Consider the following 16,086-nt stretch of genomic DNA (forward strand, 5'->3'; position numbering starts at 1 on the left):
TCACCTCGCCGGAGCTCGGTCCCGCGCGTACAGGAGCCGCACGAGTTGCAGCGCCGTGAACCGCTCCGGCAGGTGGGCGCCCGCCGGCCGCACCAGGCCGTGGACCAGCAGCGCGTGCAGAGCAGCAGCCGGATCCGGCACCAGGTGATCGAGGTCCCCGACCGTCCAGTGCGGACGGTCCGCCACCTCGGCCAGCACATGGCGATAGCACTCGGCCACGGTGTCGACGCTGCGTGCCAGGGAACGCAGCAGATCCTGGCAGCCGCAGCCCGCCGGGGAAGAAAGGAGAGAGGAGTCCCGACCGGCTCGGGCCAGCAGGAGCTCAGGCGGATACACCAGACACCAGCCCGCCGCGTACTCAAGTGCCCTGGGCACACCGTCGAGCCAGCGACACAACCGCACCACCGCGTGCGCGTTGTCCTCCCGAAGCCGGAACCCCGGCCGTGACCGGCGCATGTGGGACAGGAACAACGCCACGGACTCGACCTCGCTCAACCGGGCGTAGTCATAGTCCCGCGCCTCCTCCGGCACGGCCATCGCGGTGAGCGGCAGTACGCGCTCACCCGGCAGATATCGCGGCGTCAGTCCGGTCACCACGACGCGCAGCCCCGGGCAACGCCGAAGCAACTCGCCAACGTCCACCCTGCCGGGGCCCGAAGCGTCGCCGCCATCGATCACCAACAGCTCATGCCTCTCACCGATCGCCCCGACGAGGTCGTCCGTCAGGTCAGCGGCACCCGGCGGCGGCCCGCCGGAACCGGAGCCGGCCGCAGGAATCGCACCGCAGCAAGAGGGGGCCCCGGCCGACGTGTGCCACCCGACCCGCCACCCCTTGGCACGCAGCACTTGGGCCGCCTCAAGCACCAGATGCGTTTTTCCGATGCCGCTGATGCCGACCACGCTCACCAGGCGGTGGCCGTACACGGTCACCTGATCGAGCAGAACCTGTAGCTCCGCTTCCCGGCCCACCAGCGTGCCGGGCGGAGCGGGCAGGACGGGCGGAGCGGACGGCGAGGGCAGTTCGAGCAGTGCGGTCCGCAGGTCCGCCGGGCTTCCACCGGCGGCGTGCAGTTGCAGGCGCTCGGGATCGCCCAGCCGCAACGCGTCGGCGAGCAGCCCCACACTCTCCCGCCGGGGCCGTCGAACCCGTCCGCTCTCCAGGTCCCGGATCGCTCGGACGCTCAACGTCGCGAAGTCTGCCAGTTGTTGCTGGGTCAGCCCGGACCGGCCCCGATGTCTCTTCAGCAGTTCGGCGAAGGAAACCGTTTCGCGGGGCACGTCCGACGGTGTCGGCACCGGCCGCTGCCGCGGGCCGCCCACTGCGCGTTCGCGTATCGAAAGCCCGGTTGCCGCGTTTTTTCCGACGGTATGCGGACTGACGCTCATGCGCCGGTCGATCTCCCCGCGGGTGTCCCCGCGCGCCATGTGTCCGAGTGCTTCTCTTTCCCGGTCACCGATTTCCCGGACAGCTTTCCGTAGTTTATTGCTCACGGGGTCGCGCGCCCTTTCTCTGTCTGATTCCTGCGTTCCGAGACCTGTTGGATCACAGACTCCGGAACTGACCACGGACCGACTCCCCCGTGCGTACTCGCAGATCATCCCGCGACAAGACCCCAACCGCTGTCCTCGCCGGACGCGACGGAGGACGCCGCCAGGATGTCGGCGCTGCCGGTTTCGGCGGCAGCGGTACCGGCGACGGTGCCGATCATCGGCGCGCAGAGAACAGTGACCACGAACGCGCGGGCAGAATTCATATTCTCTCCAAGAATTCAGATCGATGAATGTTTGAAAGGTCCCGTCCGGTGTTTTCCTGCCGTTTCCCTTCTGCTCTTCCAGGATGGTGGGCACCCGTCCCGGAATCCACAGACGGAACCATTCACCAAGTTCTCCGGCACCAAAGCGGGGGGGTGAACGAAACACGCATGCGGTAGCAAATAACGGCAAGACGGATGATCATGGCTGTCCGAAGTCCTACCGCGACGACGCGCGCCGGCAGCGTCTCTCCGGCCGACGGGCCGTCCGCCGGCCGGACGGCGTTGGCCGGTGACCGACGCTGGGCGACATCGTCGAACGCTGCGTGTTTTCGCCGGGCGAATCCAGGACCGGAGTGACCCAACCGGTGTGCTGGAGCAACCAATTCCCCGGCTTACGGCTCTCTAGAGGCAGAGAAACTGGCAGCCCACCGGGGACTCGATCACCGCCATGAGCAGAACCAGCAACTCATAGGAACCTGCTCCCGCGGTCGCCCGTCCCGTACGAAGCGATCCGCAGCACGTGCGGGCAACCGGTGGGCGACCCGTACGCGGCAGCCGGGATACGTTGAGCGCGACGACGGTGCGGCACGTGTCCATGTGGGTATCAGGAGCGGAGGACTGATGGCGGATCAGCAGACCGATGACGATGTTTTCACTGTGGGAGACACACTCAGTGCCGAGGAAGTGGCCGTCTACCGCTCTCTGGCTCTGCACGGTCGGTTGGACCCGGCCCTGATGGCCGAGGAGACGGGGGTCGACGGGACCGCGGTGAACGGTGCGGTGGACCGCCTCGTCCGGATCGGCCTGGTGCACAAAGGTGGGGAGGGCGACGACCGCCTCTGGGCTGCCGACCCGCACCTCGTCGCGGCCGTGGCCACCGCACCGGTGGAGCGGGCCATCGCGGAGCAGCAGACGCAACTGCAGCTCTTCCGCGACCAGTTCGCCCAGTTGGCCGCCGACTACAACGAGGGAAGGCACGGTGCCTCCACGGACCTGGAGATCATTCCCGGGCTCTCCCATGTGCGGGCCGCGCTGAACCGGGCGGCCGAGCAGTGCCGCGAGGACATGGTCACCGTGCAGCCCGGCGGCACCCGCCCACCCGAGGTGCTCCAGGACGCACTGTTCCGGGACAGTCAGATACTCGGTCGGGGGGTGCGGATGCGAACCGTGTACCACCACACCGCCCGGTTCAACGGCCCCAGCCAGGCGTACGTGGCCACGATGAGCGCGCTGGGCGGCGAGTACCGGACCGCCCACCAGCTCGTCGGCCGGATGATCATCTTCGACCGGGAACTCGCGTTCATGACCAACCGCAACGACCGGCTGGGCGCGGTGGTGATCCGGGAGCCGTCGGTCGTGCACTTCCTGTACGAGCTGTTCGAGCAGGTGTGGTCGCAGGCCCAGCCGTTCTCCGACGCGGCCGCCGACGGCCTGGAGGCGGTCGCCAAGGATCTGGACCGCACCATCCTGCGACTGCTGGCGACAGGACTCAAAGACGAGACGATCGCGCGGCGGCTCGGCATGTCCTTACGCACCACCCGCAAACACATAGCCGACATGATGCAAGCTCTCGGTGCCGAGAGCCGTTTCCAGGCCGGCGTCGCGGTGTCCGCCAGAGGGCTGCTGAACGACGACGGCGGGCCGGACGCAGCACCCACGACAGCCCCGACCTGACCCGGTGGCCGCCCGGGGGTGCACGCCGTCAGCCCTGGCCCTCCAGGTGGAGTTCGAGCAGTGTGGTCGGGGCGTGGATCTCCGACAGCCGGTAGGTGTGGTCCTGGGGCATGAAGAGAGTGTCGCCGGAACGCAGCCGCATACCGAGCGGGTGCGCGGGGCCAGGTGCCGGGTTCTCACCCATACGCGACAGGACGCAGCGGCAGGCTCCTTCCAGGACCGTGACCGTGGACTCGGCACCGTTCGTCGCGCTCTCCACGACAGGGGAACCCACCGATAAAAAGCGGAAGAGGGGGCGCACCCGCAGTTGCAGCCTGCGGCCCAGCTCGGCCGCCAGTTCCTCCGTTCCCGGTCCGCCCGGCACGGATAAATCGGCGCCCGGTTCCGGACAGGCCGAGCGGGGCAGCTCCAGCAGGGCCGGCAATGTCATCGGATCCTCGGGCCACAGCAGGGCGGGCACTCGGCCGCCGTTGGCCGCCACGCACAGGACCAGCTCTTCGACGAAGGACTGCATCGGCTGGCTCAGACCTCGCTGACCAGGCACGGTTCTCCGATCTCGTCGCAAGTCCGGGTGGTGCAGGACGGATAAGGCATGTAGGGCACCACGACGCCCGGACACATGAAGAGAAAAGGAGGAGCTTCCGAGCGGCGCTGCGGCCGCGGTGAGGATACTGCCGCTCGGACACCGGTCCCGACAGTCGCGTATGCGCGCGTCATCCGGCGCCCGCGGCGACGACTCGGTACTCGATCCCGAGTTCGATCGGGCCTGGATCCGGTCAGACCTGAGTCATGAGAGAACCCTCGACCGACGTAGCCAACAGCAACAGATACGTTCGGTTCCAGGCTCCGGTTTTCGCGCGTATCCGGCGTATGTAGGTGCCGACGGTATACGGACTGACATCCATGCGCCGGGCGATCTCCCCGTAGGTGGCTCCGCGCACGATATCTCAGGGCACTTCTCTTCCCTGGCCACTGACTTTACGGTCAACTCCCCGTAGGCTATCGATCAAGGAATCGAACGTCCTTTCTCTGCACGGTTCCTGCATTCCGGGATCTGGTGGACCACAGACTCCGGAACTCGCCACGGGCGGCTTCTTCCCACGTACCCACAGGTCACGCCGAGATACGACCCCAACCGCTGTCATTGCCGAGCGCGACGGAGGACGCCGCCAGGACGCCGGCACTGCCGGTCTCGGCGGCAGCGGGGCCGGCGACGGCGCCGATCGTCAGCGCGCAGAGAACAGTGACCACGAACACGCGGGCAGACTTCATGATTTCTCCCAGAATTCAGAGCGATGACTGATGGAAAGGTCCCGTCCGGTGTTGTCCGGCCGTTTCCCTTCCGCTCTTCCAGGATGGTGGGCACCCGTCCCGGAATCCACAGACAGAACCATTCACCAAGTTCTCCGGCACCAAAGCGGGGGGTGAACGAAATACCCATGTGGCGCCAAATGATGGCAATACGGTGATCACGGCTGTCCGGGCCCACACATCGCCATCGACAGCGACCACCACGGCGTCGGCAAACGCACACTGCTGCACCACATCGGCATGGGCCACCAAAGGCGCCGCGCGAAACTGCACGGCATCGACGACATCCGCATCCCGGTGATCTGCGACAACGCCCAGGGCGGCGCCCCGGGCACCCCGGTCACCCCGGCCGACTGATCCGCCGCCCTTGCCACGTTCCTGGGCTGGGACCTCTACCGCTCCGACACCGGCAGTCGACCCGTGCAGCGCATGAAGAACCTCACCGGGCCCGCCGTGCATGTGATGCGCACCAACCACGTAGAGGTGTGCCTGGTCGACGGGATCGACCGGCTGCGCACGCACCGAGGACTTGCAGCCCACCTTCGGCTTCTTCGACCACCTCGCGGACTCACTGAGCCTCACGGTCTTCTGGAGCAACATCGGCTCCAGCGACATCATCCGCGAGGCACGCACCGCCCGCTTCCCCGCCACGCGCCGGACAGGCGACGCCGTACCGCTGCGCCAGCGGCCCGTACCCACCCTGTGGGTCGACCGGCTACCGCCCCGCACAGCCCCGAACACGCCGACGAACGGCCCCGAGCCCTGGCCAGATGCGACGGAAGACTCCAGCTGCGCCACCATCGGCCCGACAGCCTCCTGGAATGGAAGACCGTCGTGAAGACGTCTTCGCCCGACGTGCGGTCAAGGCCGCCAGTCTGGTCAGGTGAGGCACATAGAAGCCCGCGCGCATCCGGCCTCGGTGACCCCACACACAGTGGCAGGTCACCGTGCCTGGCGGAGTTCTCTGTGGCGTCTGGCGGGAACCTCTGGGAGGGCAACGTCTTCGTGCGCAGGTCCGACAGCGAGGTGTCCGTGTACGGCAACACCCAGGCCGGCGCGCTGAGGAGCGAACATCAGATCTCCTCCCGGATACGATCGTTTTATGCGCATGCGTCACGCACTTCCTCTGTCCATCGCCGCTCTGGCCACCCTGATGTCCGGCTGCGCGGACGGACGAGGCGTGGGTGGGGACGCGGGCAGCGGGAGTGGGCCATCGGGAAGCGCCGGTGCCTCGTCACCGACGTCGCAGCCGTCTGCGTCCGCCGTGGGCACCCGCCCCTGGGAGCCAGACGACGCATTGCGGCGTGCGGAGCGCGCGCTGGATGCCGCTGCCGACGACGGCACGGAACCGGAGGCCGTCGACTCCGGCACTGCCCACATCGGTTCGGGACTGGACCAGTCTTTCCCCACGACCGGGAAGAAGCCGTACCGGCTGGAGATCACGTGCGACACGGACGACGTCGAGGAGCTGACCCTCACCCTGTCCCGGGACGAGGAGGAGCAGCCCTACGGGGTGGAGTGCGGGGACCGCGAGGCGGACCACTTCAACCTCCCGGCTGACAAGCCCTTCACGGCTCGCATCAACCCCGATAAACGCGGCACGGGACTCATCGCATGGCGTCTCAACCAGATCACCCCCGGTGACGTGGACGGATGCGACGACGACATCGTCGGGTGCGAGGACTGAGCGGCTCCGCTCCCCCGTCGAGTCGATGGGGCAGCGTTCCTCGGGCAGGGCGGGAAGCGCCGCACGCCGGCTCAGGCAGCGGGGTGGTCCGTGAACTCGCCGCTGCCCGATAGCCAGTAGGCGCTCCCGCTGGATCTCTCTGCGCAGCATGTACAAGATCTCGTACTGCACCTCCCGGTCCGGCGACGGCTCATGGTCCAGGCCCCTTCTCCGGGGAACAACGTGATTTCCGCAAGCATCGGGTGACCTCGACCCGTATCTCTCGGCGGCGGTCGCGAACTGCCCGCTGCCGTCGGCCGCCGAGCACAAGAACACGTTGCTGATCGGCACCGGACGTCGCACGCCGACCGACGCCGAGAGGGCGGCTCTCGGCAATCTCGCCGCAGACCTCCCGCTCGTCCTCGGCTGACGACGTGAAGTCCGGGAGCGTGGCCGAGGGAGCCGGGCCGGATTGCGAACCGGTCCTCGCCGACCGGCGCCAACAGGGACCCACGCTGTGGTCCGGCGCCGTGCGGCCCGGCCGTATGCACGACCGGGCCGCGATTCGCGCCGAGGGCACGGCCGAGCAGCTGCGGCTGCACCCGATGGCGTAAGCCGAGCACCGCACTCGTGCCCGTCAGCACAACGGCCTGCTGAACCGTCGCAGCCGAACGCCCAGGCCGACACGCTCCCCCATCAATCGTGGGGCAGCCCGTCACGCGACTGCGCCCAGTCGTACAAACGGTGGGCGCTGTCGCCGAGGCGCGTGGCGTAGAGCGTCGGGGTCCGCCCGCCCGCGAGTTCCTCGTCGGTGGTGGTGACGCCCACGACGGTGCCGGTGCCGGTGCGGGGGTCGAAGTCGGCCAGGTGCGGGCCGCCGCTCGACCCGGCCGACATGTCGCAGGTCTCGCCCCACAGCAGAGGGGCCTTGGGTCCGGGGTGACTCGTGCCCGCGCAATGGATCATGCGGGATCCGAGGTACTTGTCCTTGGGGTCGTTGAGCCCGTCATTCGGGTATCCGAAGGCGTGGACGAACCCGTCCTCGACGGGTCGGCCGAACCCGATTCGCTGGCTTCCGGTGACGTCCGCGATCGGGCGCCCCCCGTCAGCGGGGTTCGCCACGAGGAGTCCTGTGTCGTAGCCGGCGGCAGCGACGTCCGACGATTCCGTGGTGTCCGGATCCGCGTCCCAGCGGGAAGAAGTGGCCATGGTTGCGACACTGAAACCGCCGAGCGGTTTCGTTCCGTTGCGATAGCCGGGCACGAAGTAGAAGTTGTGGTTCCAGGTGTCGTCGGCGGAGGGCGAGCCGACGCCTCTCAGGCAGTGTGCCGCGGTGATGACGGTACTGCGGTTGGCGCTGGTGACGACCGTCGCGGTGCAACTGCCGTCGTAGCCGTCGGAGAAGGTGAAGAACAGGCGGCCGACGCTCTTCTCCACCGCGCCGCCGTGTGTCCACACCGCCCCGGAATCCGGCTTGTCCGGGGGAAGCGGCCGCGGATCGTCCGGCGTGTTGTCGTCCTTGGGTACAGGGGTGTTCTCAGGGATCAGAGCGCCTGCCAGCTTCATCCGCTCGGGGGTCCAGTAGGCATTGATCCGATGACGCTCTTGTGCGGTCGTGGCGCCGGCGTGGGAGGTGGTGGTATCCGCGCCGGCCGCGCCGCCGCCGGCGGACGACCGGTTGTACGGTGCGGCGTCGGCAACCGCGTTCGGCGCGGCCAGCGCGACAGCGGCCGCCGACGCCGCGACGGCGGCGCCGATCGCGTGCCGGAAGTTCCTGCGGCTGCTGCCCTGATGGCCGCCTGAGCGGCGAGAAGGTGTGTGCATGCGCGCGAAGGTAGCCGCACAATGTCAGGAAACGGTCAGAGGAACGTGCAGAGGGCGTCTGCACGGCAGAGCGCCGGTCCGTGCCGGAATTCGCCCAGCCCGACTCGGACCACAACGGTTGCTACGGCTCGCGCCCCGGTCCACTCATCACCCCTACGCCTCACCCACCTCCTCCTGCCCAGGGGGCCTGCACGGATCGCACGCCGTGAGGGGCGACGCGGTGGAGGGCTGCCCATGTCCGCTGGGCGGTAAGGAAGACGGTCATGTTCCATGCGTAGAGGCGTTCACCGCCGATGTCGCCGACCGCCGTGGGCAGCACGCTCGCGGCCAGGTAGATGTTCACGGCTGCGACGAGTACGCCCCGGCCAACACCACGACGGTGCCGAGATGGCTGCGTAGTTCCCGCCACGACCCGACACTTTGACGATCGTCCATTCCCGAACCTTTTGCATTTTCGGGGTTGATCGTTGTTGGCCCGAGCCGCCCGACGCGTAGCGCCGTACAGGGCGGTTCGGGCACCGCGTGGCACGTTGCGGAGCGCGACTACGCCCACCACCGCGACAGGAGGCAGAGCATGGCCAGGACCGCCGTGGCGGCTCCGGCGATCTGCCATGCCCGCTTCGCCGAGGGCAGAACGAAGACCCGCAGCACACGCCTGTCGGGACAGACGTAGTAGACGCGATACCGGTGTTCGGGCACGACCACCCGGGCCAGCGGCAGATACCGCATGTCGGCCTCGCGTGCGATCTCACAGCGCTGCGGCTTGAGGTAAGGCTTCAAGAGTGCCGTGAAGTCGTCGTCGAGGTCGTCGGGAACCGTGTCGTGGTGAGTGAGGACCACCTCGTGCCATGCGCCGTGCTCGCGTGCGTACCAACGCGCCAGGAAGGGCAGGCCGGTCTCGGGCCACTTGACCTTCTCGGTCCGCGGCTCACGGCTGACGACGCCTTCGGTCCACGTCACAAGATGGCCGGTACCCGCGCATCGCTCATGCTCCTTGGTTCCCTCGCCGTCGCAGTCGGGGCACTGCCGTGTTCCCGCGCCCTGGCAGGTCGTGCAGATGACGTGTCCGCGGCCTCGGCAGGTGGGACATGCCGCGTCGAGCGCCCGGCACTTACTGCAGGTGATGCGTTCGCCCACCACCCGCTGGGCCTCGTCGGGCGACTTCCGGGTTGGGCGGCCTGTGCTGTCGCAGCGCAGGCAGGCGTCGATGCCGCGGCAGTCACCACAGACGGCGGTCGCCTCACAGCGCAGGCTCCCGGGCCCGCCGCAGCGCGAGCAACGTACCTTCCCGTTGCCGCACGGACAGGATTCCTCCTTGACGGTGCCGCGCCGCACCAGTTTCAGCGTTGCGGCGACATCAGCGGATACGGGCGGAGCGAGCGGGTGTTCTTCCAACATGTCGTACTGCGGACGGTCCGAGAGGTCGATATGGCCGCGATGCGTCCGCGAGCCCTCTGAGCGGTTCTCCACGCAGCGCACCACCGTTCCCTCCAGGAGGGAATGCCAGGTGACCTCGCCGGAAGCCGGTAGGCCCATCTTCGGCGCCTGTCCGCGTTCGGCGACATGCCGTCGCACTGCTTGCAAGGCGTCCCGCTCGTCCAACGTTCCTCCCCTGCTCACGCGGCCCTGTCGCCGCGGCCGTGGTGCGCACCGTAGCCACAACGCACGACGAGCAGCACCGGAAACAGACAACCGATACGGCTGCCCGCTCCGCCCAACAGTCGTGCCACTGAGGGTTCATGCGCACAGGCGAGGCGGGGCGGCAGCACGCCCTGCGCTCACACCGCCAAGGCAGCACCGGCCGACGCGCGGTATCCACGATCCGCCATATCCGCCCGCGGGGGCGCCGGCGAGCGCCCGCGCGGCCGTTAGCCGACACGGGGCGGGCCCTCCCGGAACTCCCTGACCTGCGGGTTGCTCTGATAGGGCATAAGGCGGTGGGCAAGCCGGGGCAGCGTGCCGTGGGCGGAGCCCGCCGCCAGCTGACGGTGATAGCGCAGCGCCCGGAAGGCAAGATCCACCGCACCGTCGGTCTCGTCGACGGCGAGCAGGTGTGCGCGATCCGGGCATGCAGCAGGGCACGGTTCATCGGCGAGGAGCAGGCGCGGCGCTCTCGTGTACTGCTTGATCAGCGTCAGAGGGCTAGCGGGCCAGGATCCGGCCTGGCGCATCCAGTCGGGCATGTCGTGGCCGATTCCGACGGTGAGGTTCGTGGTGCTGGCCAGGACGGTGGCGGCCTGTGCGATACCGCCGCGCCAGCCGAGGTCCTCCACCGCCCAGAGCTGGTCGAACCCCCGCTCCTCGGCACGTCGAGCGTAGGGCAGCACGCCGCCGACGGGGAGATCGCGGGGCAGCATGACACCGACACGGCCGTGGGCAGGAAGTGCGTGGGGCTCGGGCATCGGGAGCTCCCTTGCCGACTGAGAGTTTCCCTCCCTAGCTCCTGATGGCCGGGGAGGTAAGGAGGCTTGTGTGGTACGAGGGTCAGGGGCCGTGCCGCACAAGCGGTCAGTGGCTGCCCGCTGCCATCTCACTCTGGCGGATGGGGTCGGATCCGGTGCGCAGGACGCGGGCACCGACAGCGGTGGTCGCGCACAGCAGGGTCAGCAGGACGAACGCGTGGTTGAGGGCGACGAGGCGGGTCAGCCAGCCGATGGCGGCGGGGCCGGCGAGCATGCCGACGTAGCCGAGTCCGGCGACACGGGAGACGTTGGCACCTGCGGCGGAGGGGTCGGCGTGTCCGGCTGCGCTGAACAGCTGCGGTACGCAGCCGGACAGGCCCAGGCCGAACAGCGCCCAGCCGGTGAACGCGGCCCACGTCCATGGGCCGAGGGCCACGAGTGTGCTGCCGACGGCGGCCGTGGCCGCCCCGTAGCGCAGGATCGCCATGGAACCGAACCAGGCGGCGAAGCGGTCGGCGAGCAGTCGTCCGATGGTCATGGCCGCGGCGAAGGTGCCGTACGCGAAGGCCGCCGTGCCGGCGGGCTCACCCAAGACGTTCTTCAGGTGCAGAGCGCTCCAGTCGTTGGCGGCGCCCTCGCAGAGCATGACCATGAGCGCCAGGACGGCCAGCAGCCAGACCCGGCCCGGGGCGCTGCGGCGCTTGACGGCGGGTGACGCCTCGGTCTCCTCCGCGGAGCCGGGGCTCTCGACGGCAGGCGTGGCAGGCAGTAGAGCGCGAGCCGAGGCCAGGGCGATCACGATGCCCGCGGCTCCCATGGCGGCCATGCCCGCGGCTGGGTTCAGGCCGGCGCTCGCAGCGCCTGCTCCGACGAGCGAGGCGAGGACACCGCCGACGGAGAACGTGGCGTGGAAGCCGGACATGACGGGCTGGCCGTACGCCTTCTCCACGTGCACGGCGTGGGCGTTCATGCTCACGTCCAGGCAGCCGTTGCAGAACCCGAAAACCAGCAGCGCGCCGGCCAGCGTCCACGGGTCTCGGGCGAGGCCGGGCAGGACCAGGGCCGCGCAGCACAATATGCCGCCGGCGGGGACCACGATGCGGGCGCCGAGGCGGTCGGTCAGGGGACCGGCCACCTGCATTCCGACGAAGGCCCCGAGCCCGAGCAGCACCAGCAGGCCGCCGAGCGTGGCGTGGCTGATGCCCACGCTTTCCTCGATCGCGGGGATGTGCACCACCCAGGTGCCCATCAAGGTGCCGCACAGGACGAAATAGACGTAGGTCGCCACACGGGCAGCTCGAAGCGAACGTTCCATGCCAGCCACCGTAACGAACGCCACTCATGTTCGAAAGTCATGGCAATGAACGCCTTGTTTGTTCATTTCTTGGTGGTGTTCAATCGCGGTATGAGCAACGCAGACCGGCATGGGCTGATCGCGAAGGCCGTCAGGGACTCCGGAGGTGCCACGGTCCAGGAACTCGCGGAGCTGACCGGCGCCTCGGAGATGACCATTCGGCGCGACCTTGACACTCTCGCCGCCCAGGGCGTCCTCGAACGCGTCCGCGGAGGGGCACGCACCCTGCTGCTCCGGGGAGAGGAGCCCCCCTTCGCGCTGCGCGCCCACGAGTCGGTCGACACCAAACGCCGGATCGCCGCCGGGATCGCCGCACTCATCGCCGACAGCGAGAGCGTCCTGCTGGACAGCGGCACCACCTGTCTGGAGGTCGCCCGCCTCCTGCGCGAGCGGCCCGTCACCGTGATGCCGCTGTCCCTCCAGGCCATCCACCTGCTCGGCGAGACACCCGGCCCGGCCACACTGGTCGTGCCCGGCGGACAGCCCCGGGCCGCGGAAGGAGCCCTCACCGGCCCCCTCACCCTCGCTTCCCTGGCCGCCCTGCGCTTCGACACCGCCGTCATCGGCTGCTGCGGGCTGACCGCGGCCGATGGCCTGACCGCCTACGACCTCGACGACGCCGCGGTGAAGAAGGCGAGCATCGCTTCAGCCCGCCGCGTCATCGTCGCCGCCGATGGCAGCAAACTCGGCCACACCGCCTACGCCCATGTCGGCCCCGCCGCCCTCCTGCACACCCTCGTCACCGACACCACCGCAGCCGCCGACGAAGTCACCGCACTCGAAAGCAGCGGCACCATCGTTCAGACCGTTTGACAGGCCCTTTCGGCGTCGACGTCTTCCTTGCCTGCGCCATCCGCCAGCTCGTCAGAAAGAAGGACGCGTCGTCCGACGCCTCGTACACGGCCAGCACGGCCGCCAGCTCCGGCATCTGCTGATGCGTCCGGTCCTTCGGCCTCTCCTGCGGGTGAGGTGCCGAAGACACGGTCGCTCCGGATCGGTCGGCGCGGGCCCGGTGCACCTCAGTTGCTGCGGCCTGGCGGCGACGCGTGCGTGAGCCTGCTCGATCGGGGCCATCGTCCGGGACCGGCGCGGCGGTAGCTGGGCGAGGCGGTCTCCCAGGTGCGCGGCGGCCGCGGGCTCCGGATCGGAGTCGGCCGGCTCGGGCACCTCGAGTTCGTATGCGGCTGGTGCGGAGAGGACGGCGTCGTCCACGGCGAGCCCACCGGGTCCTGAGCCGCCCTGGACGCCAGCCGACTGACGAAGCACCGCGCGACGGGCACCGCATGCGGTGCCGGGCCTCCCGAGCCGGCAGGCCACACCCCCGTGATCCGGTGAGCAGCCGTTCCACACCGCGAAGACGCAGGTCAGGCCACGCTGCTGGTGGCAGCCGTGCTCAGTACCGGAGCGAGCCGGGAGTGCCAGCCGGCGGCGTGGGCCATGCCGCGCTTCTCGAACATCCGGGCAAGAGCCGCGCCCGGCGCAGTACCGGTCTCTCCGGGCAGAGGCGACACCCACACATCACGGAACGAAGGCAACACCCGCAGCAGACCCGCCAGCTCCACCGCACGACCGACGTTCCCGGCAAGGGCGAGGTTCCATGGGCCGGCGCCCTTCCAGGAACGGATGTGGTCCTCCAGGTCGCCCGGGGTCCGGTAGGTGACGGGGCCGGTGGTGTCGGCTCCTGCGGACGGTGTGAGGTAGGAGAGGCGGACGGCGGATTCCCCGTCGCCCACCATGACGAGGGCGGGCTCGCCGCGGCGGGCGTACGGGCTGGTGGCGTAGGTAGCCGCGAGGTGGGCGGAGAGGCGCCGGAAGCCGCTGAAGGGGTAGGTCCGTCCGGACATCGTGAAGGTTCCGGTGGATGCCGTGGCCAGGACGTGGGTGCGTGTCTGCGCGGGGTCCGGTGCGTCGTCCTCCGGGTCGGTGATGACGTACTCGGCGATGTCCGTGGGCCGGTAGCCGAAGCCGGTCAGGATGTCCGGCAGCAGGTCGGCCTTCAAGTCGGTTCCCGGCGCGGCCGCTTGGTGCAGGGGTGCGTGGAACAGCAGCACATCGCCTTCGAGGAGGGCGGCGGAGCCGCCGGGTGCCAGGTCAAGGCCGCAGATCAGCATGGGGGATCTCCTCGTGTCGGTCCTCGCCCCGCACGGCGTACGGCGGCTGCGCCTTCTCCGTGCGGTGACTCGCCCTGCGGGTGAGTACGGCGAACAGCAGGCAGACGGCGGCGGAGGCCGCGAGGACGAGGGGGATGGGCCCGGCCAGGCCCGAGCCGCCGACCAGCGACTGCACCGCGGCCGGAAGGGCGGCGTTGCCGAGCATGCAGCACAGGGTCAGGGCCGAGGTCGCCCGCTGGGGTACCCGCACCAGACCGGTGAGCCAGGAGATGAGCGTCGGCAGTACCGGCGCCAGGCACAGTCCGGCGAGGGGGTAGGCGACGACGGCTGCGTGCGGGGCGGCGGCCAGCAGGAGCATGGCGGTGCCTCCCGCGAGGTAGAGGGGGATGCTCGTACGGGGGTGGAGGTGCCGGGTGAGGCGGGGTACCACCAGGCGTCCCAGCGCCAGGCCCGCCCAGAATCCGGAGGCCGCGACGGTCGCCGCCGGTACGTCCCAGCCGCTGCGCACCAGTTGGGTGGATTGCCAGGCCCCGATGCTGGTCTCCGTCCCGGCGTAACACAGCCCGACGGCGAGGAAGAGGACCATGGCCAGGCCGAGGGGGTTGCCGGTGGAGGCGGGCCGGCTCTCCTGCTCGGTCGTGCCCGGGGCCGCGTCGAGTACCGCGCCGGCGCGCCACGCCGGTACGCAGACCAGGGTGAGCAGGGCGGCGAAGAGGGCGAGCAGGCGGATGTCGAACCGGCCCACGGCCCCGGCCACCAGCGGGCCGAGCATGGCTCCGATGCCGAAGACCGCGTTGAGGCGGTTGACCATCACCACGCTCCGGTCTCCGAAGCCGCGGGCGAAGGCGGTGTTGAGCAGCAGGGTCAGTCCGCCGTAGCCGACGCCGGCCATCGTGGCGAACGACAGGTACCACGACCAGGCGGGGCTGAGTCCCATGCCGGCCGCGCCGCCGGTCAGGACGGCCAGCAGGACGCCGATGGCCAACGGCACCCGCATCCTGGAGCCGAGGACGCCGATGACGACGGTGGAGGCCAGGGCGCCGATGTTGTAGAAGGTGACGATGGTCCCGGGGTCCTGCGTGGGGGCGAACTGTTCCCTGAGGTAGGGCAGCGAGGCACCGAGGGAGGCCGTGAGGGTGCCGAGGACGAGGAAGACGAGGAAGGCGGCGAGCTCCGCGGAGCGGGGCATCGTCCGTATCGGGACCTGCTCTGCCGTGGCGGCCGCGGTGCCGCGCTGCGGGTGCATGCCGCCGTCAGGCATCGGCGTCCGTTCCTCCGGCCGTGATGCGGATCGGCCGGTCCAGGCCGGTGAGTAACGCGCCTCCGGTGCCGGTTTCCAGGGAGAGGCCGGTGAAGTCGTCGGCGACGGCCACCGCTCCGGCCTCGCGGAGCGGGGCGCCGCCGATGCCCACGCACACCGCGCCCGCCGCCACGGCGGAGGTGACGCCGCTCATCGAGTCCTCGAAGACGAGCGTGCGGGCGGGGGTGCTTCCCAGTTTCTCGCATGCCGTCAGGTAGGGGGCGGGGTGTGGCTTGCCGTGCGTCACGTCGTCCCGGGTGACCTGCGTGCCGAACGGGTGCAGGAGGTCCAGCCGGCCCAGCGCGTTCTCGATCTTGCGGGGCCAGCTGGCGGTCGCCAGCGCGAGGGGGACGCCTTCCTGTGCGAACCGGCGTACCAGGACGTCGGCTCCCGGGACGACCGGGTACGGCGCCTCCTCCTCCAGCTTGTCCACCTCGGCCCATATCGCGGTGCGCTGCTCGTCCGTGTGGTCGGGGAAGAGCAGCCGGACCGTTTCCGCTCCGGTGCGTCCGTGGACGTACTGTTCGATGTCGGCGGAAGCCAGTGTGCGGCCGTGGCGTCGTGCCGCCTCCCGCCAGGCGTTCTCGATGACCGCCCTGGAGTCGATCAGGACTCCGTCCATGTCGAAGACGACGGCTTCGACCTCGTACCACGTACTGGCTTCCGGCAACATCAGGTTCCCTCAGGTGG

The 16,086-nt window shown here is 69.6% G+C and carries 17 protein-coding genes and 1 pseudogene; 6 read left to right on the plus strand and 12 right to left on the minus strand.

Going from position 1 to position 16,086, the window contains the following annotated elements:
* Both ACZ4U4_RS14560 and ACZ4U4_RS14565 read right to left on the minus strand, forming a co-directional pair.
* Positions 1–1,425 (minus strand): helix-turn-helix domain-containing protein, encoded by a 1,425-nt coding sequence (locus tag ACZ4U4_RS14560; RefSeq protein WP_467873263.1) that lies wholly within the window; start codon positions 1,423–1,425, stop codon positions 1–3.
* Positions 1,426–1,595: 170 nt separating this feature from the next.
* The gene (locus tag ACZ4U4_RS14565; RefSeq protein WP_467873266.1) at positions 1,596–1,754 is read right to left on the minus strand and encodes a hypothetical protein; all 159 of its coding nucleotides are present in this window, start codon (positions 1,752–1,754) and stop codon (positions 1,596–1,598) included.
* A gap of 657 nt (positions 1,755–2,411) precedes the next feature.
* On the opposite strand from ACZ4U4_RS14565, the gene ACZ4U4_RS14570 reads away from it, so the two are divergent.
* Positions 2,412–3,428: a helix-turn-helix transcriptional regulator gene (locus ACZ4U4_RS14570; protein ID WP_467873268.1), complete on the plus strand. Its 1,017-nt coding sequence runs from the start codon at positions 2,412–2,414 to the stop codon at positions 3,426–3,428.
* 28 nt (positions 3,429–3,456) lie between these two features.
* Here the strand turns inward: ACZ4U4_RS14570 and ACZ4U4_RS14575 are convergent, their stop codons facing one another.
* From ACZ4U4_RS14575 to ACZ4U4_RS14585, 3 genes are all read right to left on the minus strand, one after another.
* Positions 3,457–3,972: a hypothetical protein gene (locus ACZ4U4_RS14575; RefSeq protein WP_467873271.1), complete on the minus strand. Its 516-nt coding sequence runs from the start codon at positions 3,970–3,972 to the stop codon at positions 3,457–3,459.
* 232 nt (positions 3,973–4,204) lie between these two features.
* Positions 4,205–4,369: a LuxR C-terminal-related transcriptional regulator gene (locus ACZ4U4_RS14580; protein WP_467873274.1), complete on the minus strand. Its 165-nt coding sequence runs from the start codon at positions 4,367–4,369 to the stop codon at positions 4,205–4,207.
* A gap of 172 nt (positions 4,370–4,541) precedes the next feature.
* A complete protein-coding gene (locus ACZ4U4_RS14585) occupies positions 4,542–4,700 on the minus strand; it encodes a hypothetical protein (RefSeq protein ID WP_467873277.1) in 159 nt (52 codons plus the stop codon).
* Positions 4,701–5,268: 568 nt separating this feature from the next.
* Here ACZ4U4_RS14585 and ACZ4U4_RS14590 point away from each other — a divergent pair.
* From ACZ4U4_RS14590 to ACZ4U4_RS14600, 3 genes are all read left to right on the plus strand, one after another.
* On the plus strand, positions 5,269–5,577 hold the full coding sequence (locus ACZ4U4_RS14590; RefSeq protein ID WP_467873279.1) for a hypothetical protein: 309 nt from the start codon (positions 5,269–5,271) through the stop codon (positions 5,575–5,577).
* A 459-nt stretch (positions 5,578–6,036) separates the two neighbouring features.
* A complete protein-coding gene (locus tag ACZ4U4_RS14595; protein WP_467873281.1) occupies positions 6,037–6,426 on the plus strand; it encodes a hypothetical protein in 390 nt (129 codons plus the stop codon).
* A gap of 413 nt (positions 6,427–6,839) precedes the next feature.
* The gene (locus tag ACZ4U4_RS14600) at positions 6,840–7,019 is read left to right on the plus strand and encodes a hypothetical protein (RefSeq protein WP_467873284.1); all 180 of its coding nucleotides are present in this window, start codon (positions 6,840–6,842) and stop codon (positions 7,017–7,019) included.
* Positions 7,020–7,101: 82 nt separating this feature from the next.
* On the opposite strand, the gene ACZ4U4_RS14605 is transcribed toward ACZ4U4_RS14600, so the two are convergent.
* From ACZ4U4_RS14605 to ACZ4U4_RS14620, 4 genes and pseudogenes are all read right to left on the minus strand, one after another.
* A complete protein-coding gene (locus ACZ4U4_RS14605) occupies positions 7,102–8,229 on the minus strand; it encodes a trypsin-like serine peptidase (RefSeq protein WP_467873286.1) in 1,128 nt (375 codons plus the stop codon).
* A gap of 543 nt (positions 8,230–8,772) precedes the next feature.
* A complete protein-coding gene (locus tag ACZ4U4_RS14610; RefSeq protein ID WP_467873289.1) occupies positions 8,773–9,831 on the minus strand; it encodes a hypothetical protein in 1,059 nt (352 codons plus the stop codon).
* A gap of 473 nt (positions 9,832–10,304) precedes the next feature.
* Positions 10,305–10,631: pseudogene (locus tag ACZ4U4_RS14615) on the minus strand (LLM class flavin-dependent oxidoreductase); the annotation flags it as partial.
* Positions 10,632–10,737: 106 nt separating this feature from the next.
* Complete coding sequence (locus ACZ4U4_RS14620; protein ID WP_467873292.1) at positions 10,738–11,946, minus strand: MFS transporter; 1,209 nt, start codon at positions 11,944–11,946, stop codon at positions 10,738–10,740.
* A gap of 90 nt (positions 11,947–12,036) precedes the next feature.
* Between ACZ4U4_RS14620 and ACZ4U4_RS14625 the strand changes: the two genes are divergently transcribed.
* Both ACZ4U4_RS14625 and ACZ4U4_RS14630 read left to right on the plus strand, forming a co-directional pair.
* Positions 12,037–12,798, plus strand: coding sequence for a DeoR/GlpR family DNA-binding transcription regulator (locus ACZ4U4_RS14625; RefSeq protein ID WP_467873294.1), 762 nt, complete (start codon positions 12,037–12,039; stop codon positions 12,796–12,798).
* Positions 12,795–12,920: a hypothetical protein gene (locus tag ACZ4U4_RS14630; protein ID WP_467873296.1), complete on the plus strand. Its 126-nt coding sequence runs from the start codon at positions 12,795–12,797 to the stop codon at positions 12,918–12,920. Before ACZ4U4_RS14625 ends, ACZ4U4_RS14630 begins: the two co-directional genes overlap by 4 nt.
* A 429-nt stretch (positions 12,921–13,349) precedes the next feature.
* Here the strand turns inward: ACZ4U4_RS14630 and ACZ4U4_RS14635 are convergent, their stop codons facing one another.
* Genes ACZ4U4_RS14635 through ACZ4U4_RS14645 form a run of 3 tightly spaced genes read right to left on the minus strand, consistent with a single transcriptional unit; the run spans position 13,350 to position 16,069 of the window.
* Positions 13,350–14,096 carry a carbamoyltransferase N-terminal domain-containing protein gene (locus ACZ4U4_RS14635; protein ID WP_467873298.1) on the minus strand — a complete coding sequence of 249 codons (747 nt, stop codon included), beginning with the start codon at positions 14,094–14,096 and terminating at the stop codon, positions 13,350–13,352.
* Complete coding sequence (locus ACZ4U4_RS14640) at positions 14,077–15,357, minus strand: MFS transporter (RefSeq protein ID WP_467873300.1); 1,281 nt, start codon at positions 15,355–15,357, stop codon at positions 14,077–14,079. Before ACZ4U4_RS14640 ends, ACZ4U4_RS14635 begins: the two co-directional genes overlap by 20 nt.
* On the minus strand, positions 15,350–16,069 hold the full coding sequence (locus ACZ4U4_RS14645; RefSeq protein ID WP_467873302.1) for an HAD family hydrolase: 720 nt from the start codon (positions 16,067–16,069) through the stop codon (positions 15,350–15,352). The genes ACZ4U4_RS14640 and ACZ4U4_RS14645 overlap by 8 nt, the downstream gene beginning before the upstream one ends.
* Positions 16,070–16,086 lie beyond the last annotated feature (17 nt).

Source organism: Streptomyces sp. NPDC029159 (genome assembly GCF_055564055.1).

Excerpts from the sequence above, each read along its gene's own strand:
- ACZ4U4_RS14560 (WP_467873263.1), bottom strand. The coding sequence starts at position 1,425 with ATGGCGCGCGGGGACACCCGCGGGGAGATCGACCGGCGCATGAGCGTC.
- ACZ4U4_RS14565 (WP_467873266.1), bottom strand. The coding sequence starts at position 1,754 with ATGAATTCTGCCCGCGCGTTCGTGGTCACTGTTCTCTGCGCGCCGATG.
- ACZ4U4_RS14585 (WP_467873277.1), bottom strand. The coding sequence starts at position 4,700 with ATGAAGTCTGCCCGCGTGTTCGTGGTCACTGTTCTCTGCGCGCTGACG.
- ACZ4U4_RS14605 (WP_467873286.1), bottom strand. The coding sequence starts at position 8,229 with ATGCACACACCTTCTCGCCGCTCAGGCGGCCATCAGGGCAGCAGCCGC.
- ACZ4U4_RS14620 (WP_467873292.1), bottom strand. The coding sequence starts at position 11,946 with ATGGAACGTTCGCTTCGAGCTGCCCGTGTGGCGACCTACGTCTATTTC.
- ACZ4U4_RS14625 (WP_467873294.1), top strand. The coding sequence starts at position 12,037 with ATGAGCAACGCAGACCGGCATGGGCTGATCGCGAAGGCCGTCAGGGAC.
- ACZ4U4_RS14635 (WP_467873298.1), bottom strand. The coding sequence starts at position 14,096 with ATGCTGATCTGCGGCCTTGACCTGGCACCCGGCGGCTCCGCCGCCCTC.
- ACZ4U4_RS14640 (WP_467873300.1), bottom strand. The coding sequence starts at position 15,357 with ATGCCTGACGGCGGCATGCACCCGCAGCGCGGCACCGCGGCCGCCACG.
- ACZ4U4_RS14645 (WP_467873302.1), bottom strand. The coding sequence starts at position 16,069 with ATGTTGCCGGAAGCCAGTACGTGGTACGAGGTCGAAGCCGTCGTCTTC.